Genomic DNA, 22,603 nt, shown 5'->3' with positions numbered 1-22,603 from the left:
TTGGGTCTTACCGGGACCTCGCTCCGAAGCCTGTCAGCAGCCCGTGCTCCCAATTGGCGAATCCGGTTGCCGCCGCGCGTCCGGAGGCCTCCGCCCAATCATAGGCAATCATGCGCTGGCTGAACGACCATTTTCCGTCAGCTCGTGTAGCGATCGCGAAGCGCGCGTGCGGGCTGCCGGTCACGGTGAGGCCGGGGAACGCCTGGACGCCAACACTGCCGGGATTGAGTATCAGCTGACTGTCGGACAGATGAACGACGCGTGGCGTATGTGTATGGCCGCACAAGATCAGCTTGGCATCGGCACGTCCCAGCTTGCGCCTGACCTGTTCTTCACCGGATGGATAGAAGTGATTGCCGCCGTCTTCCTCAAGCAGGAACGTCTCGTCGTTGTCCGGACTGCCGTGACATAACAGGATTTCCGAAGCCAGCAGCAGGGTGGCCGGCAAGGTCGAAAGCCAGGTCAGGGATGTCCCGGAGAGACAGCGGCGGGCAAATGCATCGATATCTTCCAATCCGGAATCGGGAGGCTCGATCAGAACCCGGTCATGGTTGCCTCGAACGGTCGGCCAGTTCTCGGCGATCAGATACTGGGTGGTTTCCTCCGGCCACAACGGGCCGGAGACACAGTCGCCCAGATTGACGACGATGTCTGGAGAGCTTTCCTTGATACGCGCATGTACGGCCTCCAGCGCGCGAAGATTTCCATGGATGTCCGAAACGACAGCCAGCCGCATTGAAGATCCTATCCGAATACGCGCTTGAAGATCGTATCGACGTGCTTGGTGTGATAGCCGAGGTCGAATTTCTCGCGGATCTCGGCTTCCGGTAGGGCGGCGGTGACTTCCTTGTCTGCCAATAGTTCCTCAAGAAAATCAGCGCCTTGCTCCCACACCTTCATGGCGTTGCGCTGCACCAGCCGGTAAGAATCCTCACGCGACAGGCCCGCCTGCGTCAGCGCCAGCATCACGCGCTGCGAATGCACGAGACCGCGGAACTTGTTCATGTTCTTCAGCATGTTCTCGGGATAGACGAGCAGCTTGTCGACGACGCTGGTCAGCCGCGACAGCGCGAAATCCAGCGTCACCGTCGCGTCCGGTCCGATCATGCGCTCGACCGAGGAGTGCGAAATGTCACGCTCGTGCCAGAGCGCCACGTTTTCCATCGCCGGCAGCGCCATGGAGCGCACCATGCGGGCAAGGCCGGTGAGGTTTTCGGTCAGCACCGGGTTGCGCTTGTGCGGCATCGCCGACGAGCCTTTTTGGCCCGGCGAGAAATACTCCTCGGCTTCCAGCACCTCGGTGCGCTGCAGATGACGGATTTCGATCGCCAGCCGCTCGATCGACGAGGCGATGACGCCGAGCGTGGCGAAGAACATGGCGTGGCGGTCGCGCGGGATGACCTGCGTCGACACGGGTTCCGGCTTCAGGCCGAGCTTTGCCGCCACATACTCTTCGACATAGGGTTCGATGTTGGCGAAGGTGCCGACCGCGCCTGAAATCGCGCAGGTGGCAATGTCTTCGCGCGCATGCACCAGCCGCTCGCGGCAGCGGGAGAACTCGGCATAGGCCTGCGCCAGCTTGATGCCGAAGGTCGTCGGCTCGGCATGGATGCCATGGCTGCGGCCGATGGTAACGGTGTCCTTGTGCTCGAATGCACGGCGCTTGAGCGCGGCGAGCAGGCCATCGATGTCGGCAAGCAGAATGTCGCTGGCTCGCGTGAGCTGGACGGCAAAACAGGTGTCGAGAACGTCCGAAGAGGTCATGCCCTGGTGGATGAAGCGGGCGTCCGGTCCGACGAAGTCGGCGAGATGGGTCAGGAAGGCGATCACGTCATGCTTGGTGACGCGCTCGATCTCATCGATCGCCTCGACGTTGAATGTTGCCGCGCCGCCCTTTTCCCAAATGGTTCTTGCGGCTTCCTTGGGAATGACGCCGAGTTCGGCCAGCGCATCACAGGCATAGGCTTCGATCTCGAACCAGATGCGGAACCGGGTTTCGGGCGACCAGATGGCGACCATTTCCGGCCGGGAATAGCGAGGGATCATGTCGATTGATTTTCCAGCGTCGCGTTGCGTTGGCCGCGTCCTAACAGAGGTGGGCAAAATCCTCAACGCTGGCGTCGCGCAAACCAGACCCCAGCGACAGCCAATGCAACGAAACCAAACGGTAAATAGAGCCGGATGCCAAGAACGGCGAACTGATAAAGCGCGATCAGCACGGTGAACGAGAATTGGAACGCCCAGGTGACGGTGAAGGCGGGTGCGTGCCACTCGGCATAGTAGGAACGGTACTGCAGGGCGAACAGCCCTCCGGTGAGGCCGATCGTCGAAGCGACGAGGCAGACAAGACCCGCCGCCAAGGCGACTTCCCGCTGCCGTCCAAGCGACACAAGCCGTGCGAGGAAAAGTGCGACGGGGAAGGCAATCGCCCCGCCAGAGGCAAACAACAATGAAATCAGCCGGATTTTTGCCGGTGTTTCCCATCCGGCCAGCAACAGGTTGGTCAGTGCGCTGGTGCCCATCGCCATGCCCCAGAGCAAGCCGCCCAGAAGCGCGTCTGGCAGTGGTGGCAGCGCACGGCGGACACGATCACGAGCGCCGCTCGCCATCGCGGGTTGATCGGATGTCGTCATGATGTCCGGTCACTGTGTGGCAGCAGCCTGTTTCCCAAGCGCGAGCAAGCAAATGACAGCCGACAGCGGGAGCGCATCTCCGATTCGTCGGCCAGCGGAGCAAATCCCTATCATGGCGGGCCCCCACCGTCGCGAGGCCTATAAAGCAAATGCAATGCATCCAATCGGCCAGTCATTTGTTATTGTCGGCAGTCCAATGGAGAACCACCATGACCGACACCAGCAAAATTCGTGAACACATGGAAGTCGTCGGCGCCGATGGCGTGCATGTCGGCACTGTCGACAAGGTTGACGGCCAGCGCATCAAGCTGACCAGGGCCGACAGCGGCGAGGGCGCTCACAAAGGCCATCACCATTACATTTCGCTGGCCCTGGTTGCCGAGGTCGACGGCAAGAAGGTTTGGCTATCCGCGAATTCCGATGTAGCGGTGACGTTTGAGGAAGAAAAGTCGGACCCCGTCTGATCGGTCGCCTCAGGCCAAGCGCGACGACCACACCGGAAACAGGTCGCCATCTGATCGCGTCGCGGCGTGCACGCCGCGACTGATGGCCCTCGCCATCGTTGCGCCGGCCATCGCGTAGAGGTCTATGGCATCGTTCGGCGAAAGCTCGGTGCCGCTCTTTCCTGTCGCCAGAGCGAAAACAAGATCGCCATCCGCGGGCGTGTGCGCCGGCCAGATGGCGCGAGCGAAGCCGTCATGAGCAGATATGGCCAAGCGCTTCGCAGCGGCCTTGGTGAGAACCGCATCCGTGGCGATGATGGCAATGGTCGTGTTGCCGCCGCCGATGTCCTTGTCTCGAGCCTTCCTGTCGCGAAATTTCAGCAGGATCTTTCTCGCGTCGTCTGGCATTGGCGAGGGATAGCCCAGCCCGCCGAACTCGTCCTCGATCTCGAATGGTGCGGCCCAGAAATAGGGGGTTCGGCCTATCGTCACCGAGCCAGTGGGATTGACGGCGGCCAGTGCCCCGATGGTGACGCCGCTGTCGAGCACGGTGGAGGCCGAGCCGAGCCCGCCCTTGAGCCCGGACGTCAGCGCGCCCGTGCCGGCGCCGGCAGTACCGAGTGCAAAATCGATGGTCGCGGCTTGCGCCGCTTCGTAGCCGAGTTCGCGATAGGGCGGATAGCGGCCCCAATCCTTCTCGCCGCCATTGCGCAGGTCGAATAGGATCGCGGCCGGCACGATCGGAACGCGAAACCCGCCGACGTCCAGCCCAACGCCATTTTCGCGCAAGGCGGCCTGGACGCCGGAGGCCGCGTCGAGGCCAAAGGCCGAGCCGCCTGAAAGCACCAAGGCGTGAACGATTTCGACCGAATTGTGCGGCTCGAGCAGATCGGTCTCGCGCGTTCCCGGCGCTCCGCCCAGAATCTGGACGCCGGCTACGGTGGGCTCCTCGCAGAGAATTGTCGTCACGCCGGACTTCAGCCTGGCGTCGGATGCATTGCCGACGCGCAGGCCCGCAACATCCGTGATCAGATTGCGCGGGCCGGTTCTGAACATCAGTTGTTTTCCGCATGCACAAAACGCGTGCCGTCGAAGCGGAAGACGCGGTAGAGGCTCTGGCTGACGTCGCCTTTCCCGTCGAAGCGGACTGGCCCGATCGCCGTAGTGAAGTCATGCCCGGTGAGCGCATCGGCCAGAGGCTTTGCGGAGATTTCCGACAAACCCGACGCGGCCTTGGCGATCTCAACCGCCGCATAGGCCGGCAGCGTGTAGCCGTCCGGCACGATCTTCTGGCCGGCGAATGCCTGCATCACCTTGGGGTCGGCAATATCGGCCCACTCTGGCGGCGCGATCATCAGAGTACCTACCGCATACGGGACGTCACCAGGCGGTGTGCGCAAATTTTCGCCGCCGGCAAACACGATACCCGCATTGAGCTGCGCTGCATCGCGGCCCATGATCGCGATGTCGTCACCGTCGCCGCCAGCAAAGACATGCGTTGCGCCGGCCTTTTTCAGCCTGCCGATGAGGCCGATCTGATTGTCGAGCTGCGGCCGGAACGTGTCGGTGAATACCGGTTTCAGCGCGGCCTGCTCCGCGGCTGCCCGGAATGTTTCGGCCATCTCGCGACCATAGATGGTGCCGTCGTCTATGATGGCGAACAGTTCGTTCTGCCACAGACGGGTGAGGGTCGTGGCGACCGCGTTGCGTTCGTCGTCGCCGCGCGGCCCGAGACGATAGATCGGCCAGCCTGTCTTGGCACGCCGGTCAGTCAGGCTCTCGGTGCGCACGCCCACCGTAATGACCGGTATGTTGGCGTCCTTCAGGATCGGAAGCGCCGCCTCGATGGCGTCGGTGCAGAGGAAGCCCACGACCATGTTGACCTTGGCCGCCGCGAGTTCCCGGGCGGCGGCGGCACCGCCATCGGCCGAGCAGGCGTCATCGACCGTCTTGATATCGACGTCATTCGCCTGGGCCGCCAGTGAGGCGCCCGTCGCGATCTGCTTGCCGAGGATCGCCGATGGTCCCGACAGCGGCGCGGCGATGCCGACCAGCAGCGCCTGGGCACTCGCGCCGCCGGCCACAGACAGCCAGAGCAGCAGCGCTATTGTCGTTGTCCCCGGTCGCATTCTGGTCGAAACATTCCTTTGTACCGGTCACGCGTGTCCCGGTCCCCTTGGCGCAAAGACCTAAAGGCTGTCCGGCCTTGGTGCAACACGCGAATTTCCGGATATGTGCCAAGCACTTCGCTTGTGGCGTGCCATATGTCGCAATATATACCGGGTTGGGTTCTCACTGTGGAAAATCGCCCGTGCTGAAGAAGAACGACATTGGGCCGCAGGCCTATCGCGACGCGATGAGCCATTTTGCCGGTCACGTCCATGTGGTCAGCACCGACGGCACGGCCGGCCGGCGTGGCGCGACGGTGATTGCCGCCTGCTCGGTGTCGGACACGCCGCCAACCATCCTGGCCTGCCTCAATCGCGAGAATGCCAAGAATGAGGCTTTCGTGAAAAATGGCAAATTCGCGCTGAACACGCTGGCCTCGCACCAGGAGCCGCTCGCGATCGGCTTTTCCGGCGTCACTGGCCTGCCGGTCGAGGAGCGTTTCGCGCTTGGCGAGTGGGATGTGATCTCGACTGGTGCGCCGACGCTCAAGGGTGCGCTCGCCGTGTTCGATTGCGAATTGATCGACACCAAGGATCTGGCCACGCATCGTGTGCTTTTTGGCAAGGTGACAGGTCTGCGCATCGGCGATAATTTGCGGCCGCTGATCTATCACGACCGCGCCTACCACGTTCTGTAACGGGCAGGCCGCACCGACGGAGAGAGAATGACCGAGCTGACACCGCGCGCCGTGCCGCGGACGATCGACGAGACGCTCGATCTTCTGACCGGCGCGGACTATGTCGCGGACCGATCGCTGGCAACGGTGCTGTTCCTGTCGCTGCGCATGAAGCGCCCCTGTTCCTGGAAGGGGAAGCCGGTGTCGGCAAGACCGAGATCGCAAAGGTTCTGGCGCAATCGCTCGGCCGCCGGCTGATCCGCCTGCAGTGCTATGAAGGCCTCGACGTCTCCTCCGCCGTTTACGAATGGAATTATGCCGCGCAGATGATCGAGATCCGCATGGAGGAGGCTGCCGGCAAGGTCGACCGCTCCGATATGGAGCGCAACGTCTTCTCCGAAAAATATCTCATCCGCCGCCCGGTGCTGGATGCGTTGACCGGCAAGGCGGGTGCCGCTCCGGTCTTCCTGATCGACGAGCTCGATCGCACCGACGAGGCGTTCGAGGCTTTCCTGCTCGAAATCCTGTCCGATTTCCAGGTGACGGTGCCCGAACTCGGCACGATCAAGGCGGAAGAGCCGCCGATCGTCATCATCACCACCAACCGCACCCGGGAAATTCACGACGCATTGAAGCGGCGTTGCCTCTATCACTGGGTCGACTATCCGAATGCCGAGCGAGAGCTGGAGATCGTTCACCGGAAGGTGCCGGAAGCCAATCGTCGCCTTTCCGCCGAAGTGGTTTCGTTTGTCCAGAAACTGCGCCAGATCGAGCTGTTCAAGATGCCGGGCGTTGCCGAGACCATCGACTGGGCCGGCGCGCTGACCGAGCTCGACAAGGTGGCGCTCGATCCCGAAACCGTGTCCGACACGATAGGCGTGCTGCTGAAATACCAGGACGACATTGCCCGCATCGAACAGGGCGAAGGCCGGCGGATCCTCAACGAGGTGAAGGCCGAGCTTTCGGCGGCGGAGTAACGCCCATGGCGCGCCCCGAGCCCAGGGAGGCGACAGCGGACGGGCGGATCGCCGACAACATCGTCTACTTTGCCCGCGCGCTGCGCAAATCGGGCATGCGGGTGGGGCCGGCCTCGGTCAAGGACGCGATCGAAGCGGTCCTGGCCGCCGGTATTGGGTCCCGCGACGATTTCTACTGGACGCTGCACGCCGTTCTGGTTTCCCGGCACGAGGATCACGCCACGTTCGACGAAGCCTTCCGGTTGTTCTGGAAATCACGCGAGCTGATCGAAAAGATGCTGGCGATGTTTTCGCCGGTGGCTCCCGACAACAGGGAGAAGCAGAAGCCGCGCGCGGCCGAAAGCCGTGTCAGCCAGGCGATGTTCGAAGGCCATCAGAAGAGCCAGCCGGTTCAGGAGATTCCTGAAATCGAGGTCGATGCCCGTTTCACCTTCTCCGGCAATGAGGTGCTCAGAGGCAAGGACTTCGCCCAGATGAACGCGACGGAGATGGCCGACGCCAAGAAGGCGATCAGCCAGTTGCGATTGCCATTCGATCTGGTCACGACACGGCGTTTCAAGGCCGATGCGCATGGCCGCCGCATCGATCCGCGCGCCATGATGCGATCGGCCGCGCGTACCGGCGGGGAATTGATCCTGCCGAAATTCCGGTCGCCGCGCGAGGTTCATCCGCCGCTGGTCGTGCTTGCCGATATTTCGGGTTCGATGAGCCAGTACACGCGCATTTTCCTGCATTTCCTCCACGCGCTAACCGAAAAACGACGGCGCGTGCATGCCTTCGTCTTTGGTACCAGACTCACCAACCTGACGCGCCAGATGCGCCATCGCGATCCCGATGCCGCGCTTGCCGACTGTTCGGCGGCGGTCAAGGACTGGTCGGGCGGCACGCGTATCGGTGATACGCTGGCTGAGTTCAACCGGCTATGGTCTCGGCGCGTGCTGGGGCAGGGCGCGGTGGTGCTGCTGATCACCGATGGGCTCGAACGCGACGATGTCGCCGGCCTGTCGGAGGAGATGGAGCGCCTGCACAAATCCTGCCGGCGGCTGATCTGGCTGAACCCGCTGCTGCGCTTCGATGGCTTCGAAGCCAGGGCGCGTGGCGTCAAGGCGATGCTGCCGCATGTCGACGAGTTCCGCTCGGTGCACAATCTCGATGCGCTGGCCGATCTGTGCGCGTCGCTGGACAAGAAGTCGGCGCGGTCGGTCGATCCGCGCCGATGGATGGACGCTGGCGCGAGGCGCGCCGCATAGCCATATGTTTGCCCAGGCCAAAAACAGACTTCAGGAGAAACGGTGATGGAAAACAGCATCTATCTTGATGAGGCTCGTGACCCGCTGATCATCGCCGAGGGCTGGATGAAGGACGGCAAGGACGTTGCCATTGCCACGGTGGTGGAGACCTGGGGCTCGGCGCCGCGTCCTGTCGGCAGTCATCTTGTCATCGATGCGGACGGCAAGTTCCATGGTTCCGTATCGGGCGGTTGCGTGGAAGGCGCGGTGGTCGCCGAGGCCATCGACGTCATCGACAGCGGCAAGGCGAAAATGCTGGAATTCGGCGTCGCCGATGAGACCGCCTGGCAGGTCGGCCTGTCCTGCGGCGGGCGTATCAAGGTGTATGTTGAAAGGCTGGGTTAGAGCATGATCCCAAAAAGTGGGAACCGGTTTTTGGATAAGATCATGCTCAAAAAAGAGAATTTCCAATGGATCCGTACGCGCTCAAGACACTGAATGTCGAACGCCGCGCCCGTCGCGCGGCGGTTCTGGTCACCGATCTCGGCGATGGCCGCGATCGTATCGTGCGCGAAGGCGACCATGTCGCCGGCGATCTGGGGGCCGCGATATCCAAGGCGTTTCGCACCGGCAATTCGGGTTCGGTCGAAGCCGAGGGACGCACCTTTTTCCTCAACGCGCATCTGCCGCAGCCGCGCCTGATGGTGATCGGCGCCGTCCATATCAGCCAGGCTTTGGCACCGATGGCGAAGATCGCCGGCTATCCTGTCGAGATCATCGATCCGCGCACCGCCTTCGCCACGCCCGACCGCTTTCCCGGCGTGGCACTGCATGCCGAATGGCCCGAGGATGTGCTGAAGCGCGAGCCGCTCGACAGCTACACGGCGCTGGCCGCCGTCACCCATGATCCCAAGATCGACGATTTCGCGCTGAAGGCGGCGCTCGACGCCAATTGTTTCTACGTCGGGGCGCTCGGCAGCCGTAAAACCCATGCAAAGCGCGTGGAACGCCTGCTTGGGTTGGGCGCCACTGCAGAGCAGATCGCTCGCATCCACGCGCCGATCGGCCTCGACATCGGTGCCGCCAGCCCGGCCGAGATCGCCGTCGCGGTGCTGGCGCAGGTTGTGCACGCCTTTCGTGCGCGCGGTCTCCAGGCCAAAGGCGTGGCGGCGTGAAATTTGGTCAGATCCCCATAGAGGCGGCCGAGGGAGCCGTGCTGGCTCATGCCACCAGCGCGGGTGAACGGCGCTATCGCAAGGCGCACAGGCTGAGCGCGTCCGATGTCGCCCTGCTGAAGGCTTCCGGTGTTTCGCGGATCGTCGCGGCTGTGCTCGACGCCGATGATTTGGGCGAGGACGCCGCCGCGCAGAAAATTGCCGAAAGCATGGTCCATCGCAACGTCGAGGCGAACGCCGCGGCGACTGGCCGAGTCAATCTTTACGCCAAGGCGTCTGGAATCTTCACCGTCGACGCCACGATGATCGATGCCATCAACGCCGTCGATGCGACCATCACCATCGCCACCCTGGCCCAACATGCCCCGGTCGAAAACGGCCAGATGGTCGCGACCGTGAAGATCATTCCCTTTGCTGTCGCGTCTTCGCTGGTCGATGCCGTGACAACGATCTGCGGCAGCGGGGAGATTTTCGCCGTCAACGCCTATCAGCCGGTTCGGGTCGGCGTCATCCAGACGGTTCTGCCCGGCATCAAGTCCAGCGTGCTCGACAAGACGCTGCGCGTCACCGAAGCCCGGCTGGCGCGTTCGGGCGGTCGGCTGACGACGGAGCGACGGACGCCGCACGAGATCGAGCCGGTTGCTCAAGCCGTGGCTTCGCTGGCTGCCGACAACGACATGGTCGTCATCTTCGGCGCATCCGCGATGAGCGATTTCCACGATGTCGTTCCGGCAGCGATCGAGAAGGCCGGCGGCACTATCGTTCGCGCCGGCATGCCCGTTGATCCCGGCAATCTTCTGGTGCTGGGAACGCTTGCCGGCAAGCGCGTCATCGGCGCGCCCGGATGTGCCCGCAGCCCCAAGGAAAACGGCTTCGACTGGGTGCTGGACCGGCTGATTGCGGGTCTCGACGTTACGGCCAAGGATATTGCCGGCATGGGGGTCGGCGGGCTGTTGATGGAGATCCCGACCCGGCCACAGCCGCGCGAACCGCTGCCGACCAAGGCCCCACTCAATGTTGACATCGTGCTTCTGGCCGCCGGTCGTTCCAGTCGCATGGGCGGGCCGAACAAGCTGATGGCGCTGTTCGACGGCAAGCCGCTGGTTCGCCGTACCGCCGAGCGAGCGCTTGGCTCGAAGGCGTCAGGCACGGTTGTCGTTACAGGTCATCAACGCGAGCGCGTGCGCGCCGCGCTGTCTGGGCTCGATCTCACCTTCGCCGACAATCCGGACTTCGCAGAGGGCCTGTCGACATCGCTGAAGGCGGGCCTTGCCCATGTAGGTGGCGATGTCGCTGGTGCCATGATCGTCCTCGGTGACATGCCGGGCGTTTCTTCGGCCGATCTCGACAGGCTGATCGATGCATTCCGCAAGGCCGGGGGAGTTTCGGTTGTTCGCGCGGCTCACGACGGTCGCCGCGGCAACCCGGTTCTGCTGCCCCGCTCGCTGTTTTCCGCGATGGCTCATCTCGAGGGCGATACCGGTGCGCGCCATCTTGTCGAGGCCGGAGGGCTCGAGGTCATCGATGTCGAGATCGGCGAGGGCGCGGCTGTCGATGTCGACACCCGCCAGGCGCTGGAAGACGCCGGCGGCGTGCTGCAGGATTGACAAACCCAAGTCGAATTACGCATGCCTGCAAGCATGTTCTTTCGCCTCCGATCTTTCTGCGTCCTTGCCGCCGCGACAGCGTTGCTGTCGTCCGCCGCCCAAAGTCAGACGCTGACGCTCAAACCCTTCAAGGATGATCTCTTCGCCTATCCGGCCACGCTCTCGTCGGGTGACAACGGCGCATACACGGTCTTCGACTATCGGGAAATGCGCGACATCAACGCTCGCGACGAGGTTCCCGAGCGGCGCGTGCATGCGCAATATACCGACACTGGCGTGCGCAAGGTGCAGCAGGACCTGTCCCTGAAGACGGATGTAGGCGATGTCAAACACGTCGCCGTCGGCAAGACAGAGGGCGCCGGCATCATCGTCCTGTACCTGCACGGGCAGGGCGGCAGCCGCAAACAGGGCGTTGACGACTTCACCTTCGGCGGCAACTTCAATCGCCTCAAGAATCTGATGGCCGAGAATGACGGTCTCTATCTGTCCCCTGATTTCCCCGATTTCGGCGACGCCGGCGCCGCACAGGTGGCGGCGCTGATCGACCACTATGCCGGACAATCGCCGGGCGCCAAGATCTTCGTCGCTTGCGGCTCGATGGGCGGCGCACTTTGCTGGAAACTTGCGGCCCGCAAGGACACGGGCGGGCGCATCAATGGGCTGCTGCTGCTTGGCTCGCTATGGGATGAGACTTTCTTCTCCAGCCCGGCCTTCAGGCGCCGTGTGCCGGTCTTCTTCGGCCAGGGCAGCCATGACGTGGTTTTTCCGGTGGCGAACCAGGAGGCTTTTTTCCGCTCCATCCTGAAGAAGTCCAAGACCTATCCGACCCGTTTCGTCCGTTTCGAGACGGGTACCCACGGCACGCCGATCCGCATGACCGATTGGCGCGGTACGCTCAACTGGATGCTGTCGAAAGCGCCGTGACAGTCTGTCGGTCGTACAGTGGTGGCGGCCTCAGGGCGCGCTGTTGTAGTCGAGGATCGTCTGCGGGTTGACCTCACCGTCGTAGGACGCGTCGACGTCGTACTGCACAAGCGAGAAAGTGCCGTTTCGGAACAGATAGGTACCCGTTGACGAAGCATCGCCCACGCCACGCCATTTGGTGAAGGACGTGATGGTCTTGGTGGCGTCGTCATATGTCGAATTGACTGCCTGGTCGTCGGTCTGGAAGCCGATGATGTTGATCGCCTGCACCTTGCCTTCGCTGTTGTTGTTTTCATAGCGAATATCGAGCGTCGGCGCGGCGAACTGCAACTGCCGCACACCCGCGACATCGTCGGCGATATAGTATACCGAGCTTTCATTGTAGGCGGCCATCGAGCAGAAGAAGTGGAACAATCGTGTCTCGCGGTCGGGATCGCTGGCCGCCGCACCCGCATCCTTGTAGTGAAGGCTGTAGGCATCCGGCTCTCCGCGAGGGTCGCCGCCGGGCATTGTCTTGTCGCATTGTTCGCCATAGGCGGCGGCAAATGCCTTCTTGGCTTGATCCAGCATTGCGTCCTTTTTCGGCGGGGGCGGACCATTGCCGCAGCTTGCCGGCACGGCATCGTCGAAAGCGGCTGTCGCGGGCTTCAGTTCGCCCTTGTCGATGTGGATAGGGTCGAACGGCGGCTCCTGGATCTGCGCGTTGACCTGACGCACCGTGTAGCAGCCGGCAAAGACCTTTTCGCTGCCATCCTTGGCTTTGGCTCGGATGGCTACAGGGACGCTGTAGAAAACGCTTCCGGCCGCCCCATCCTCGGATACGGCGCCGGTCTTGACCTCGACCGCTTCAGTGCCGTCGTAGCCCTTCGCGAAGGTATCAAAGTCTTTAGCCGGCTTTGTTTCGCCAAAATAGCTCCAGGCGCGAGAGAATTCATGCCGGTTGATCGCGCTGTAGAGCGAACGGACTACGGCTGCGGCATCTGTCCTGTCGTCGACATAGGGGGCATCGGCGGCATGTGCGATCGGGCTGATCGCCGCGAGGGAGCAAACAGCGGTCGCTGCGAAGAGGGAACGTTTCATAAGGCAATCTCCACCTGATGCGAGATTCTACCACGGGGATTGCGGCGACGCGGTGACGCGCCGAATTTCCCCTGCTTGAAAAATCGGAAGGGAAGGCGCTACGTCCCACCTGGCGTTCCAGCCCACAGGGAGAATTCAATTGACGATATCGATGTATGAGGCGTCCGTGCCGGTGTTTTCGGCCCGGCTGAAGGCACTTTCCACCGTGTTGGTGACGGCCGAACAGAATGCGGTCGAACGCAAGATCGACCCCCAGGTGTTCTTGACCTCGCGGCTGGCGCCCGACATGTACGCGCTGACTAGGCAGGTCCAGATCGCGACCGACCATGCCAAGGGCGCGCCGTCGCGGCTGGCGGGGCGTGAGGTGCCGAAATATGAGGACAACGAAGCGAGCTTCGCTGATCTGGAAGCGCGCATCGCCAAGACAGTTGCGCTTCTGGCGACATTTTCAGCAGCCGATATCGATGGCTCGGACGATAGGATGATCGAACTGAAGCTTGGCGGGCGCGAAATGTCGATGAGCGGCATGCAGTACCTGCTGCACCTGGCCATGCCCAACTTCTATTTCCACCTGACCACGGCCTACGACATCCTGCGCCACAACGGTGTGCCGTTGGGCAAGGCGACGTTCCTTGGCGCGCGTTGAAGACAGACATATCAAGGTTTCCCGGTTCTGCCGGGAGACCTAACGCTACCTGACGCCTTGGCGCAGGGACATTTCGCGAGCGATGCGCGGGAAATCGGCCGGCTTTATGCCGATGTCTGCACGGTCGGCACTGCTCATGGAGTGAAGCAGCGCAAGAGCCGAGCGATAACGCAGATGCTCTTGCGGGCGCGGGCGGGCGAACATTTCAGTGAAGAACCCCACGATACAGGCTCCTTTTGTTGGTCCTCCCGAGCCCGAATATAGGTGAATCGTGACAATTGTGCAGTGCAGCATTTGCATGGCTGCCATGCCTTGCCGATTTTTTTCGACTTTATTTTAGTGTCCAAACGAAACTTCTGCCGCGTACGGACCGTATGCTTAGACGCTGGCACATGGCCGGTTTTTCCTCGCCACTCCTGGCGAATTCCGGACTGCATGAAAGTGCAGTCCGGCTTTTTATCTGGGGTGCTCATCTCGCCGAGGAAATGGCCAAACTCTCAAGATGATTGGCATTCATTTTTAACGAGCCGGTCCTATATGTTCGGGTGTGGATCTTCGATGCACGGACTTGTGACAGGGGGAGGCTGACATCGGTACCAGCGCCAAGCGGGATTTCGCTTCGTTGCTCGACGATCTATTCGTCGTTTACGATAGGGGCGAAGAGGTGGGTGCTCGTCCTTCCATTCCCTTCGACTATCTTTCGGTGGCAGACGAACTGCACTCCGGCCGCATCAAGGTTTCGGGCGATACCTTCACCGCCGAGTATCGGGAATCGGGCGCCGATCTCGCAAGCGAGTTCGCGGCACTGCTTGATCATGCAAAGCTGACCCTCATCGGCGAAGAAGCGAAGCCCGAGGAGAAACTGCCGCCGATCGATCCCGAATCGATCGCTGTCGAACTTGGCCTCAACCAGCCGAAACAGGCGGCTGATTTCAGCCGCATTCGCCGCAGCTTCGCCTTTTCGAACCATCCCGATCGTGTCGCCCCGCATCTGCGCCAGCGCGCGATGATCCGTATGCAGGTGGCCAACATGCTGATCGACGAGGCCAAGCGGCGGGCTCTGGCCGGCGCAAGGCGCTAAAACTTCCAGGTTCGCTGGAATCCGGAGGTTTCCGGCTTGGAGAAGGTCCGGGCTTTCGCGTATGCTCGGGTTCCCTCCCGCGCAGTCGCGCCCAAGATTCCCCGTCGGAGAATATCCCATGCACAAACGCCGTCTCGGTCGGACAGATCTCCTTGTCACCCAGATTTGCCTGGGTTCGATGACCTGGGGGCAGCAGAACACGGAAGCGGAAGGGCATGCCCAGATGGATCTGGCCTTTTCGCGCGGCGTCAATTTCATCGACACCGCCGAGCTCTACCCGATCCCGCCCAAGGCCGAGACACAGGGGCGAACCGAGAAGATCATCGGCAGCTGGATGAAGACCAAGGGCAACCGCGACAAGGTCATCCTGGCTTCCAAGGTCGTCGGCCGCACGGCCAATACCTGGTTTCGCGGCGACAGGCCGTCGCAACTGGTGCGCGCCGATATCCTTGACGCCATCGACAAATCCCTTGCCAAGCTAGGCACCGACTATCTCGATCTCTACCAGATCCACTGGCCGGAACGGGACATTCCCTGGGGTGCCAATCCGACACGCGTAGGCGCCATAGCGCCGCGCGCCGATTCCGTCGGGGCGCCGGCCGACGAGACACCGATTGCCGAGACGCTTGCGGTGTTCGAGGACCTGGTGAAGGTCGGCAAGATCCGTCATTTTGGCCTGTCGAACGAGAGTTCATGGGGCGTGATGCGGTTCCTGGCGGAAAGCGACAAAGGGGGCGGTCCTCGCGTTGCCTCGATCCAGAATGCCTACAATCTCGTCAACCGCACCTTCGAGGTGAACCTTGCCGAGGTCTGCGAGCGCGAAGAGGTGTCGCTGCTCGCCTATTCGCCGCTGGCGCAGGGCTATCTGACCGGAAAATACGACCATGGCGCGCGACCGCAGGGCTCGCGCTCGCAATTGTTCAATCGCGGCCAGCGCTACGAGACGCCCAATGCGGCGCAAGCGCTGCTCGAGTACAACGAACTGGCGCGCTCCTTCGGCATGGCGCCGGCCCTGTTTGCCAACGCCTATGTGTCGAGCCGCCCATTCGTGACGTCGAACATCGTCGGCGCCACCAGCATCGCGCAACTCGACATGGCGCTGTCTTCGGCGGACGTTGTCTGGACCGAGGAGATGCAGAAAGCGGTCGACGCCATCCACCAGCGCGTCGGCAATCCGTGCCCTTGAGGCAAAGCGGCACAAAAACAGAATTGATCGAGGGGGAAACATGACATTTCAGATCGACACCGTACGCGGGAAATTTCCGGCACTTGCCCTGACCGACAAGGGTCGCCGCCGCATCTATCTCGACAATCCCGCCGGCACGCAGGTGCCCCAAGCAGTGGCGGACGCGGTGTCGCGCTGCCTGCTGACCACCAACGCCAATCTTGGCGGCTATTTCGAAACCACGATTGCCGCGCAGGCCGTTGTCGACGAGGCGCATCAGGCCATGGCCGATTTCCTTGGGGCCAAGAGCCCTCAGGAAATCATCATCGGCGCCAACATGACGACGCTGACCTATCACATGTCGCGCACGCTCGGCCGCACCATGAAGCCGGGCGACGAGATCATCCTGACCCGCATGGACCACGAGGGCAATGTCTCGCCATGGCTGCAACTGGCCGAGGATCTGGGCCTTATCGTGCGCTGGCTGCCGTTCGACGAAAAGACCTGGCAGGTCGAAGAGGCGACGCTGGCCGGTCTGCTTTCGGACAAGACCCGCCTTGTCGCGTTGAACTACGCCAGCAACCTGACCGGTTCGATCAACCGCGTGAAAGCTTTGACCGCCATTGCCAGGAAAGCCGGCGCTCTCGTCTATGTCGATGCCGTGCAGTTCGCGCCACACGGCCTCGTCGATGTACAAGAGCTCGGTTGCGATTTCCTGATCTGCTCGGCCTATAAATTCTTCGGCCCGCACATGGGCATATTGTGGGGTCGTCGCGACGTCATCGATGGCCTGAAACCCTACAAATGCCGCTGCTCGTCCAACGGCCTGCCGGAGCGGTTTGAACTGGGCACGCCGCAGATCGAGCTGATGGCCGGTCTCACCGCCGCCGTAGACTACTTCGCCGATCTCGGTACCGCTGCGGGAGAGGGCGGTTCGCGAAGGCAGAAGATCGCCAGGGCGTTCGAAGTGTCGATCGCCTACGAAAACCCGTTGGCGCAAAGGCTGATCGACGGCCTGTCCGACATTTCAGGACTGACCATCCATGGCATCACCGATCCGAAGCGGGTCGATGAGCGCGTGCCAACGGTGTCTTTCACCGTGGAGGGCATCGTGCCGGAAACGATCGTGCGGCAGATGAACGCCGAAAACATCTTCCTGTGGTCCGGGCACAACTACGCCTGGGAGATCGTCCACCAACTCGGCATTCCGGCCGAGCATGGTGTCGTGCGCATCGGTATCGCCCACTACAACACGTCAGCCGAAATCGACGAGACGCTGGAGAGCGTGCATCGGGTGATCGCCATGCTCAGGCAGCAGCGCTCCTGAAGCCAGCCTGAATCGTCACCGCGCCTTGCCGCCGAAACCGGTGAGGAACGCGGTGAGGTTGTCGCCGAGCTCGTCGCAGAGGTAGCCTCCTTCCTGGACGATGACCGTCGGCATGCCGAGTTTGGCTATGGCTTCGCCAATGCGCGAGAAGCCGGGCGTCGTCACCGAAAGCCCGCCAAACGGGTCGCCCTCGAACGCGTCGAGGCCGAGTGCCACGACCAGCGCATCGGGTGAAAAGGCCCGGATGCGCTGGAAAGCCGTCCCAAGTGCCTCCAGGAACGCTGCATCGGCGGATTTACGAGGCAAGGGCAGGTTGAAATTATAACCGAGGCCGGGTCCTTCACCGCGTTCGTCGGCATGGCCCCAGAAGAATGGGTAGAAGCGCACGGGGTCGGCATGCAGCGAGACGGTGAGCACGTCCGGACGGGCATAGAAAATCCCTTGCGTGCCGTTGCCGTGATGCAGGTCTACATCGAGGATCGCCACCCGCGCCGCCGCTCTGCGTAGCGTCTGTGCCGCGACCGCCGAATTGTTGATGAAGCAGAAGCCTCCGGCCACATCAGAGAAGGCGTGATGACCCGGCGGCCGGCAGAGCGCATAGGCGGCAGGCGCGCCCGACATCACGGCTTCCGCCGCCTCGACAGCGCTCCAGGCACTCCACAACGCGCTTTGCCATGTTTCGCCCGAGATCGGGCAAGCCGTATCGGCCATGTGATAGCCGGCCTGGCCGACAGCGGAGGCTGGATAGGAGCCGTTGCGAGCGATCGGGTGGATGTTCGGGATCACTTCGGCCGAAGCGCCTTCGATGCGCTGCCAGCGCGTGAAAATGTGCTCCAGGAAGTCGAGATATTCGGGCGTATGGACAGCCGAGACTGGGCCAAGCCCATGATTGCGCGGCCGCTCGATCGCGCAGCCCGCGGATTTTGCGCCGGCGAACAATCGTTCGATTCGCTCGGGTTTTTCCGGATTGGGCTGCGGTGCACCGCTTGAAAGAAAAGCCTTGGGATCGTGTCGCTTCTGTTCCTCGGCGTAGAAGGCTTTCATTCCCGCTCTCCATTGTCCGGGGCGTCGGCGAAGGCAAAGAAGGCATCGCCTATGATCTTTTGTGTCTGCTCGTAGCTCGACCAGCCGATGCCCAGCCTTTCATAAAAAGCCTTGGCGCCCTCATTGTCGGTATCGACCGACAGCCGCAGATAAACGCCGCCTTCCTTCCGGCACTGTGCCGCGACTGCGCGCAACAGGCGTTCGCCGATCTTGCGGCCACGAAACCGGTTCTCGACATAGAGGTCCTGCACATAGACGCCGGGCCGTCCCATCCATGTCGAGAAGATCGGGAAATGCAGGCACAGGCCGGCAAACTCGCCGCCGACTTCGGCAATCAGCGTTGAAAAGGCTGGCTTTTCGCCGAAGCCGTAGGTTCTGAGGTCGCCGGGCGTCGAGATGATTTCCTCTGGCGCGCCAATATGGGTACCGAGTTTCAGGATCGCCGCGTGGATCGTTTCGACGTCGTCGATCCGGCCGGGCCGGATCAGGACATCATTGGAGGCTGTATTGGTCACGGTTGTATCTCAAAACGCTACCCGGTCGCCGCCCTTGAGCGCCAGCATCTCGCGCGCTTCGGTGGGCGTGGCAACTTCCAGTGACAGTCCATCGAGAATGCCACGGATGCGGCGCACCTGATCGGCGTTGGATTTCGCCAGCTGGCGGCCGTCATAGAGACTGTCTTCCAGCCCGACGCGGACATTGCCGCCCATCGCGGCGGCAATCGAGATCAGAGGCATCTGATGACGGCCAGCGGCCAGAACGGAGAACTGGTAGCTGTCGCCAAACAGCTTGTCGGCGATTCGCTTCATGTGGATGAGGTTGTCCGGATCGGCGCCGATGCCGCCAAGAATGCCCAGTACGAACTGGATGAACAGCGGTCCCGACACCAGACCACGGTCGCGGAAATGCGCCAGCGAATAGAGGTGGCCGACATCATAGCATTCAAACTCGAAGCGCGTGCCGCAGCCTTCGCCCAACTTTTCGAGCACGCCTTCCATGTCGGCGAAAGTGTTCTTGAAAATGGTGTCGCGCGTGGCTTCAAGCAGCTTCGGCTCCCACTCGTGCTGCCACTCCCTCGGCTTGTCGAGCATCGGGAAAAGCGCGAAATTCATCGAGCCCATGTTGAGCGAACACATTTCGGGCTTGGCCCGCAACGGCGCCGCCAGCCGCTGGTCAAGCGTCATCAGCGATGAGCCGCCGGTGGTGATGTTGATCACCGCTGATGTCGCCTGCTTGATGCGCGGCAGGAACTGCATGTAGACGTCCGGGTCGGCGGTCGGCCGTCCGTCCTTTGGGTCGCGGGCATGGAGATGCAGGATGGACGCGCCTGCTTCGGCCGCCGCGATCGCGTCCGCCGCGATCTGGTCCGGCGTCACCGGCAGGTATGGCGACATCGACGGCGTGTGCACCGAGCCGGTGACGGCGCAGGTGATGATGACTTTTCGCGGTGCCATTTTTTCTCCTCAGCCCTCGACTGGAAGGTAGAGTTCAGAGGCGAGCGCCTGCAGCGAGTCGCCGATGATGGAGACGATCTCGCCGACCTGCTCCCTGGTCACGATCATCGGCGGCGCGACCATGAAATTGTCGCCGTCGACGCCGCCCTTGACCCTGCGGCCATAGATGATCAGCCCGCGTTCATAGGCGAGGTCGAGCAGCCTTTGCGTAGCCTTCTTGTTCTGGTCGATCGGTCGCAGCGTCTCGGGATCGGCGACCATCTCGGCCCCGGTGAGCAAGCCCTTGCCGCGCACATCCGCAATGAAGGGGAACCGCTTCGCCAGCCCCTTCAACCCATCCATCAGGACATCGCCCATGGCCGCCGCATTGGCGATCAGGTCGAGCCTGTCCATTTCACCGAGAACGGCAAGGCCGGCGGCGCAGGCCAGCGGATTGCCAGCGTAGGTGTGCCCGTGTTGGAAGCCACCCGAAGCGAGCAACGGCTTCACCAGCCGCATGGGAGCTGCAAGGGCGCCGAGCGGCGCATAGCCCGAGCCCAACCCCTTCGACAGCGCGACGATGTCGGGCTTGCAGTTCCAATGGTCGCCGCCGAGGAATTTGCCGGTGCGTCCGGCGCCGCTCATCACTTCATCGTGGATCAACAGGATGCCGTAGCGGTCGCAGATCTCTCGGATGCGCGCATAATAGCTGTCCGGCGCGACCAGGGCCGCGGTCGCCGCGCCGCCGATCGGCTCCATGATGAAGGCGACCACGCTTTCCGGCCCTTCGGCGAGAATCTTTTCCTCAAGCATGTCGGCGTAGCGGATGCCGCGCTGCTCCATCGAAAGATTATCGCGGTCGCGCCAGGCGGTTGGCGCCGGCACTGTCGGCATCACCCGCATCATCGGCGTAAAGCTTTCGGCCAGGGCATCGTCGCCGGTGATCGACAGCGAACCCAGCGTGCCGCCATGGTAGGAGGGAAAGCGCGTGATGACCTTCCAGCGACTGTTTTGGCCGGTGGCGACAGCCCATTGCCTCGCCAGCTTGATGCAGGATTCCGTCGCTTCGGATCCGCCGGAGACGAAGAAGATGCGGTCCATGCCTTCCGGCAGCTTGCCCGCGAGCTCTCGAGCCAGCTCTTCCGCCGGCTCGTTCTCGAAATGCAGGCGGTAGGCGAAGGTGGCCCGGTCCATCTGCCGCTTCATGGCATCGAGCACATTGCGGTTGGAATGACCGATATTGGCGACCATCGGTCCGCTCGACCCGTCGATGAAGCGGCGGCCGTCCTGCGTCCACATGTAGATGCCCTCGGCGCGGTCGATCAGCGGCCGGCGCAGGCTGGACAGATAGAACAGATGCGATTCGCGCCGAGGCTCTATGTCTGGAGTGGCAGTGTGGGTCTTCGACATGTCAGGACTTTCCAAGGTAGCGATCAAGGACATTCTGGGTGACGCGTTCGACCATCGGGTCTTGTCTTAGCAGGCCGGCAACCCATTCGCAGCTTCCGGCGTGGAACACTTCGCCCTTGCCGCGCGGGAAGTTGACGATCATGCCGTTGCCGCGCTTGACCTTGTCGAGATTGGCATCGGTCGCCTCGCCAAACAGCGTTTCGGCGGTGAAGCGGCCGTCTTCGTCGGTGAGGAACTGGTCCTCGATCGGGATATCGGCGCTTTCCTCGACCTGGCTAGCCATGCCGACCGCGAGAACCTGCAATCCGTCCGGTGCGCCGCTGGTCGCTGTGGGGTAGGGCAGGCCGCCGCGTATCTCGAAATCGAGCCCATCCACCTCGTAGCCATACGCATGGCTGTCCGCGCCGAGCAGGTCGCCATAATAGATGCCGGTTCCGGCAAAGGCCCAATGCTCTGGCCGGTAGACAGGAAAACCGCGCACGCCGCGCGGCGCGCAGCCGCCCCAGCCGGCATAGACACCGCGGGTCGCGTTGAGGCCGAAGGTCGCCGAACCCGGCCGGCCGATTTCCGGCGCCTCCCAGGAATTGGTGGCACGGGTCACGTCGCCGCCGCGATAGGCGGGGTCTTCGGCACGGGAGCGGTACTTGTAGCAGACCTGCCGGCGGCCTTCGTCTTCCAGCCGCGTTTGCCACATGAAATTGCCGGCAAAGCGCGCCGCATGGCCGCCGCGCTCGACGTATCCGTCGACGGCATCGCGCATCTCCCAGGTCCAGTATTCGTCATGGCCGACGAAGATGGCGCAGTCGTAGCCATCGAGGATGTCCGGCGAGAAATGCAGATCGTGCTGACTGATGAGATCGACGCCGTAGCCGGCGCGCTCGGCAAAGCGGAAGAAGTGGCTGTCGTAGCTGGCCCAGCCGGACGAGGCATATTTCTTCGAATGTCCGGTGGCAAACGCCCATTCCATATGCGGATAACGCGGTACCGTCTTTGGCGGTACGGCGACTTCCAGCGGCACGCGCGGCGCGTCCTTCGGCAGCACCGCGAAGCCCCGGCACCATGGGCGCTGCGTCGACACGGACGTCGCATACTGGTTGCGGCCCGGCCCGGTGATGCCCTGATAGTGGTTGGAGCCGCCCCAGGTGTTGTAGGCCAGCCAGGTTCCCGTCGCCGCCACTTGCAGCACGCGGCCGGGCTTGCGGCCGGGCAGGGGCGCAACGATGAAGATATGGTGGCATTGGATCGGCGTGCCGTCGCGGCCATCCGCGGTCAGCGTCAGGCGATAGGCGCCGGACGGCCAATCATCGCCGACGCGGAATTCCAGTGAGGATTCCCAGCCGCAGCCTTCGACCGAACATTGGTCTGGACTGTCCTGCCAGCGCGCCGCGATGCCGCCCTTATCGAACAGCTTCGTTTCGCTACCGCCGTCGCGGATGATTGTCATGTTGAAGGCACGCGCCGTCGAACTGACATGCAGAGCCACCGCCTCGCCGGGGCGGTACGAGAAGCGGTCTGTGTAGCACCAGATTTCGCCGAGCTCGCCATCCATGCCCGGCCATTCGTAGTAATGGCCGCGCACGGCCTGGCGTCGCTGGTCGGGCGTCAGCCCGAAATCGGGAAATTCTGTCGGGAGGCTGATCATGG

Annotated in this window: 23 protein-coding genes and 1 pseudogene; 12 read left to right on the top strand and 12 right to left on the bottom strand. The window is 62.6% G+C overall.

Translation table 11 applies throughout. From position 1 onward, the window contains the following. Positions 1–7: 7 nt before the first annotated feature. The 3 genes from ACO07C_RS06405 to ACO07C_RS06395 all read right to left on the bottom strand — a co-directional run bounded on the left by ACO07C_RS06405 (position 8) and on the right by ACO07C_RS06395 (position 2,522). Complete coding sequence (locus ACO07C_RS06405) at positions 8–736, bottom strand: metallophosphoesterase family protein (RefSeq protein ID WP_421913360.1); 729 nt, start codon at positions 734–736, stop codon at positions 8–10. An 8-nt stretch (positions 737–744) separates the two neighbouring features. After that, positions 745–2,046 carry an adenylosuccinate lyase gene (purB, locus tag ACO07C_RS06400; protein WP_421913359.1) on the bottom strand — a complete coding sequence of 434 codons (1,302 nt, stop codon included), beginning with the start codon at positions 2,044–2,046 and terminating at the stop codon, positions 745–747. A 62-nt stretch (positions 2,047–2,108) separates the two neighbouring features. Then, entirely contained in the window at positions 2,109–2,522 is a 414-nt protein-coding gene (locus ACO07C_RS06395) for a hypothetical protein (protein ID WP_421913358.1), read from the bottom strand. A gap of 320 nt (positions 2,523–2,842) precedes the next feature. On the opposite strand from ACO07C_RS06395, the gene ACO07C_RS06390 reads away from it, so the two are divergent. Beyond that, positions 2,843–3,097: a DUF2171 domain-containing protein gene (locus ACO07C_RS06390; RefSeq protein WP_183453061.1), complete on the top strand. Its 255-nt coding sequence runs from the start codon at positions 2,843–2,845 to the stop codon at positions 3,095–3,097. A 9-nt stretch (positions 3,098–3,106) separates the two neighbouring features. Here the strand turns inward: ACO07C_RS06390 and ACO07C_RS06385 are convergent, their stop codons facing one another. Together ACO07C_RS06385 and ACO07C_RS06380 are read right to left on the bottom strand one after the other, a co-directional pair. Continuing rightward, positions 3,107–4,132 carry a P1 family peptidase gene (locus ACO07C_RS06385; RefSeq protein ID WP_421913357.1) on the bottom strand — a complete coding sequence of 342 codons (1,026 nt, stop codon included), beginning with the start codon at positions 4,130–4,132 and terminating at the stop codon, positions 3,107–3,109. Then, positions 4,132–5,205 carry a branched-chain amino acid ABC transporter substrate-binding protein gene (locus tag ACO07C_RS06380; RefSeq protein ID WP_421913356.1) on the bottom strand — a complete coding sequence of 358 codons (1,074 nt, stop codon included), beginning with the start codon at positions 5,203–5,205 and terminating at the stop codon, positions 4,132–4,134. The genes ACO07C_RS06385 and ACO07C_RS06380 overlap by 1 nt, the downstream gene beginning before the upstream one ends. Positions 5,206–5,387: 182 nt before the next feature. Between ACO07C_RS06380 and ACO07C_RS06375 the strand changes: the two genes are divergently transcribed. The 7 genes and pseudogenes from ACO07C_RS06375 to ACO07C_RS06345 all read left to right on the top strand — a co-directional run bounded on the left by ACO07C_RS06375 (position 5,388) and on the right by ACO07C_RS06345 (position 11,773). Continuing rightward, a complete protein-coding gene (locus ACO07C_RS06375; RefSeq protein WP_421913355.1) occupies positions 5,388–5,882 on the top strand; it encodes a flavin reductase in 495 nt (164 codons plus the stop codon). Between the two features lie 27 nt (positions 5,883–5,909). After that, positions 5,910–6,838 (top strand): annotated as a pseudogene (locus ACO07C_RS06370) (AAA family ATPase). 5 nt (positions 6,839–6,843) lie between these two features. Continuing rightward, on the top strand, positions 6,844–8,088 hold the full coding sequence (locus tag ACO07C_RS06365; RefSeq protein ID WP_421913354.1) for a vWA domain-containing protein: 1,245 nt from the start codon (positions 6,844–6,846) through the stop codon (positions 8,086–8,088). Between the two features lie 45 nt (positions 8,089–8,133). Further along, a complete protein-coding gene (locus tag ACO07C_RS06360; protein WP_421913353.1) occupies positions 8,134–8,472 on the top strand; it encodes an XdhC family protein in 339 nt (112 codons plus the stop codon). Positions 8,473–8,537: 65 nt separating this feature from the next. Further along, complete coding sequence (locus ACO07C_RS06355) at positions 8,538–9,242, top strand: XdhC family protein (protein ID WP_421913352.1); 705 nt, start codon at positions 8,538–8,540, stop codon at positions 9,240–9,242. Beyond that, positions 9,239–10,849 carry an NTP transferase domain-containing protein gene (locus ACO07C_RS06350; protein WP_421913351.1) on the top strand — a complete coding sequence of 537 codons (1,611 nt, stop codon included), beginning with the start codon at positions 9,239–9,241 and terminating at the stop codon, positions 10,847–10,849. Before ACO07C_RS06355 ends, ACO07C_RS06350 begins: the two co-directional genes overlap by 4 nt. 33 nt (positions 10,850–10,882) lie before the next feature. Continuing rightward, positions 10,883–11,773 carry an alpha/beta hydrolase gene (locus tag ACO07C_RS06345; protein ID WP_421913350.1) on the top strand — a complete coding sequence of 297 codons (891 nt, stop codon included), beginning with the start codon at positions 10,883–10,885 and terminating at the stop codon, positions 11,771–11,773. A gap of 30 nt (positions 11,774–11,803) precedes the next feature. On the opposite strand, the gene ACO07C_RS06340 is transcribed toward ACO07C_RS06345, so the two are convergent. Further along, positions 11,804–12,853, bottom strand: coding sequence for a DUF1176 domain-containing protein (locus ACO07C_RS06340; RefSeq protein WP_421913349.1), 1,050 nt, complete (start codon positions 12,851–12,853; stop codon positions 11,804–11,806). A 139-nt stretch (positions 12,854–12,992) separates the two neighbouring features. Between ACO07C_RS06340 and ACO07C_RS06335 the strand changes: the two genes are divergently transcribed. Further along, positions 12,993–13,499, top strand: a complete 507-nt coding sequence (locus ACO07C_RS06335; protein WP_421913348.1) for a DUF1993 domain-containing protein — start codon at positions 12,993–12,995, stop codon at positions 13,497–13,499. 45 nt (positions 13,500–13,544) lie between these two features. Here ACO07C_RS06335 and ACO07C_RS06330 read toward each other — a convergent pair whose 3' ends face one another. After that, positions 13,545–13,799: a hypothetical protein gene (locus ACO07C_RS06330; RefSeq protein WP_421917619.1), complete on the bottom strand. Its 255-nt coding sequence runs from the start codon at positions 13,797–13,799 to the stop codon at positions 13,545–13,547. A gap of 322 nt (positions 13,800–14,121) precedes the next feature. Between ACO07C_RS06330 and ACO07C_RS06325 the strand changes: the two genes are divergently transcribed. The 3 genes from ACO07C_RS06325 to ACO07C_RS06315 all read left to right on the top strand — a co-directional run bounded on the left by ACO07C_RS06325 (position 14,122) and on the right by ACO07C_RS06315 (position 17,072). Further along, positions 14,122–14,580 (top strand): hypothetical protein, encoded by a 459-nt coding sequence (locus ACO07C_RS06325; protein ID WP_421913347.1) that lies wholly within the window; start codon positions 14,122–14,124, stop codon positions 14,578–14,580. A 118-nt stretch (positions 14,581–14,698) separates the two neighbouring features. Next, positions 14,699–15,766 carry an aldo/keto reductase gene (locus tag ACO07C_RS06320; protein WP_421913346.1) on the top strand — a complete coding sequence of 356 codons (1,068 nt, stop codon included), beginning with the start codon at positions 14,699–14,701 and terminating at the stop codon, positions 15,764–15,766. A 40-nt stretch (positions 15,767–15,806) separates the two neighbouring features. Next, positions 15,807–17,072: a cysteine desulfurase-like protein gene (locus ACO07C_RS06315; protein ID WP_421913345.1), complete on the top strand. Its 1,266-nt coding sequence runs from the start codon at positions 15,807–15,809 to the stop codon at positions 17,070–17,072. A gap of 15 nt (positions 17,073–17,087) precedes the next feature. Here the strand turns inward: ACO07C_RS06315 and ACO07C_RS06310 are convergent, their stop codons facing one another. Genes ACO07C_RS06310 through ACO07C_RS06290 form a run of 5 tightly spaced genes read right to left on the bottom strand, consistent with a single transcriptional unit; the run spans position 17,088 to position 22,601 of the window. Then, positions 17,088–18,116 carry a histone deacetylase family protein gene (locus tag ACO07C_RS06310; RefSeq protein ID WP_421913344.1) on the bottom strand — a complete coding sequence of 343 codons (1,029 nt, stop codon included), beginning with the start codon at positions 18,114–18,116 and terminating at the stop codon, positions 17,088–17,090. Next, positions 18,113–18,631, bottom strand: coding sequence for a GNAT family N-acetyltransferase (locus ACO07C_RS06305; RefSeq protein WP_421913343.1), 519 nt, complete (start codon positions 18,629–18,631; stop codon positions 18,113–18,115). Before ACO07C_RS06305 ends, ACO07C_RS06310 begins: the two co-directional genes overlap by 4 nt. 9 nt (positions 18,632–18,640) lie before the next feature. Beyond that, positions 18,641–19,570 (bottom strand): 3-keto-5-aminohexanoate cleavage protein, encoded by a 930-nt coding sequence (locus ACO07C_RS06300; protein WP_421913342.1) that lies wholly within the window; start codon positions 19,568–19,570, stop codon positions 18,641–18,643. Between the two features lie 9 nt (positions 19,571–19,579). After that, positions 19,580–20,959, bottom strand: coding sequence for an aspartate aminotransferase family protein (locus tag ACO07C_RS06295; protein WP_421913341.1), 1,380 nt, complete (start codon positions 20,957–20,959; stop codon positions 19,580–19,582). A 1-nt stretch (position 20,960) separates the two neighbouring features. Beyond that, positions 20,961–22,601 carry a N,N-dimethylformamidase beta subunit family domain-containing protein gene (locus tag ACO07C_RS06290; RefSeq protein ID WP_421913340.1) on the bottom strand — a complete coding sequence of 547 codons (1,641 nt, stop codon included), beginning with the start codon at positions 22,599–22,601 and terminating at the stop codon, positions 20,961–20,963. Positions 22,602–22,603 lie beyond the last annotated feature (2 nt).

The organism is Mesorhizobium sp. (assembly GCF_965229135.1).
GTDB lineage: Bacteria > Pseudomonadota > Alphaproteobacteria > Rhizobiales > Rhizobiaceae > Mesorhizobium.
The sequence above is the reverse complement of the archived record's forward strand: the minus strand, read 5'-3'. Positions and strand labels throughout refer to the sequence as shown.

What these genes read in the sequence shown, in the direction of transcription:
- ACO07C_RS06405 (WP_421913360.1), bottom strand. Translation starts at nt 736, where the DNA reads ATGCGGCTGGCTGTCGTTTCGGACATCCATGGAAATCTTCGCGCGCTG.
- purB (WP_421913359.1), bottom strand. Translation starts at nt 2,046, where the DNA reads ATGATCCCTCGCTATTCCCGGCCGGAAATGGTCGCCATCTGGTCGCCC.
- ACO07C_RS06395 (WP_421913358.1), bottom strand. Translation starts at nt 2,522, where the DNA reads ATGGGCACCAGCGCACTGACCAACCTGTTGCTGGCCGGATGGGAAACA.
- ACO07C_RS06390 (WP_183453061.1), top strand. Translation starts at nt 2,843, where the DNA reads ATGACCGACACCAGCAAAATTCGTGAACACATGGAAGTCGTCGGCGCC.
- ACO07C_RS06385 (WP_421913357.1), bottom strand. Translation starts at nt 4,132, where the DNA reads ATGTTCAGAACCGGCCCGCGCAATCTGATCACGGATGTTGCGGGCCTG.
- ACO07C_RS06380 (WP_421913356.1), bottom strand. Translation starts at nt 5,205, where the DNA reads ATGCGACCGGGGACAACGACAATAGCGCTGCTGCTCTGGCTGTCTGTG.
- ACO07C_RS06365 (WP_421913354.1), top strand. Translation starts at nt 6,844, where the DNA reads ATGGCGCGCCCCGAGCCCAGGGAGGCGACAGCGGACGGGCGGATCGCC.
- ACO07C_RS06360 (WP_421913353.1), top strand. Translation starts at nt 8,134, where the DNA reads ATGGAAAACAGCATCTATCTTGATGAGGCTCGTGACCCGCTGATCATC.
- ACO07C_RS06355 (WP_421913352.1), top strand. Translation starts at nt 8,538, where the DNA reads ATGGATCCGTACGCGCTCAAGACACTGAATGTCGAACGCCGCGCCCGT.
- ACO07C_RS06345 (WP_421913350.1), top strand. Translation starts at nt 10,883, where the DNA reads ATGTTCTTTCGCCTCCGATCTTTCTGCGTCCTTGCCGCCGCGACAGCG.
- ACO07C_RS06340 (WP_421913349.1), bottom strand. Translation starts at nt 12,853, where the DNA reads ATGAAACGTTCCCTCTTCGCAGCGACCGCTGTTTGCTCCCTCGCGGCG.
- ACO07C_RS06330 (WP_421917619.1), bottom strand. Translation starts at nt 13,799, where the DNA reads ATGCAAATGCTGCACTGCACAATTGTCACGATTCACCTATATTCGGGC.
- ACO07C_RS06320 (WP_421913346.1), top strand. Translation starts at nt 14,699, where the DNA reads ATGCACAAACGCCGTCTCGGTCGGACAGATCTCCTTGTCACCCAGATT.
- ACO07C_RS06315 (WP_421913345.1), top strand. Translation starts at nt 15,807, where the DNA reads ATGACATTTCAGATCGACACCGTACGCGGGAAATTTCCGGCACTTGCC.
- ACO07C_RS06310 (WP_421913344.1), bottom strand. Translation starts at nt 18,116, where the DNA reads ATGAAAGCCTTCTACGCCGAGGAACAGAAGCGACACGATCCCAAGGCT.
- ACO07C_RS06300 (WP_421913342.1), bottom strand. Translation starts at nt 19,570, where the DNA reads ATGGCACCGCGAAAAGTCATCATCACCTGCGCCGTCACCGGCTCGGTG.
- ACO07C_RS06295 (WP_421913341.1), bottom strand. Translation starts at nt 20,959, where the DNA reads ATGTCGAAGACCCACACTGCCACTCCAGACATAGAGCCTCGGCGCGAA.
- ACO07C_RS06290 (WP_421913340.1), bottom strand. Translation starts at nt 22,601, where the DNA reads ATGATCAGCCTCCCGACAGAATTTCCCGATTTCGGGCTGACGCCCGAC.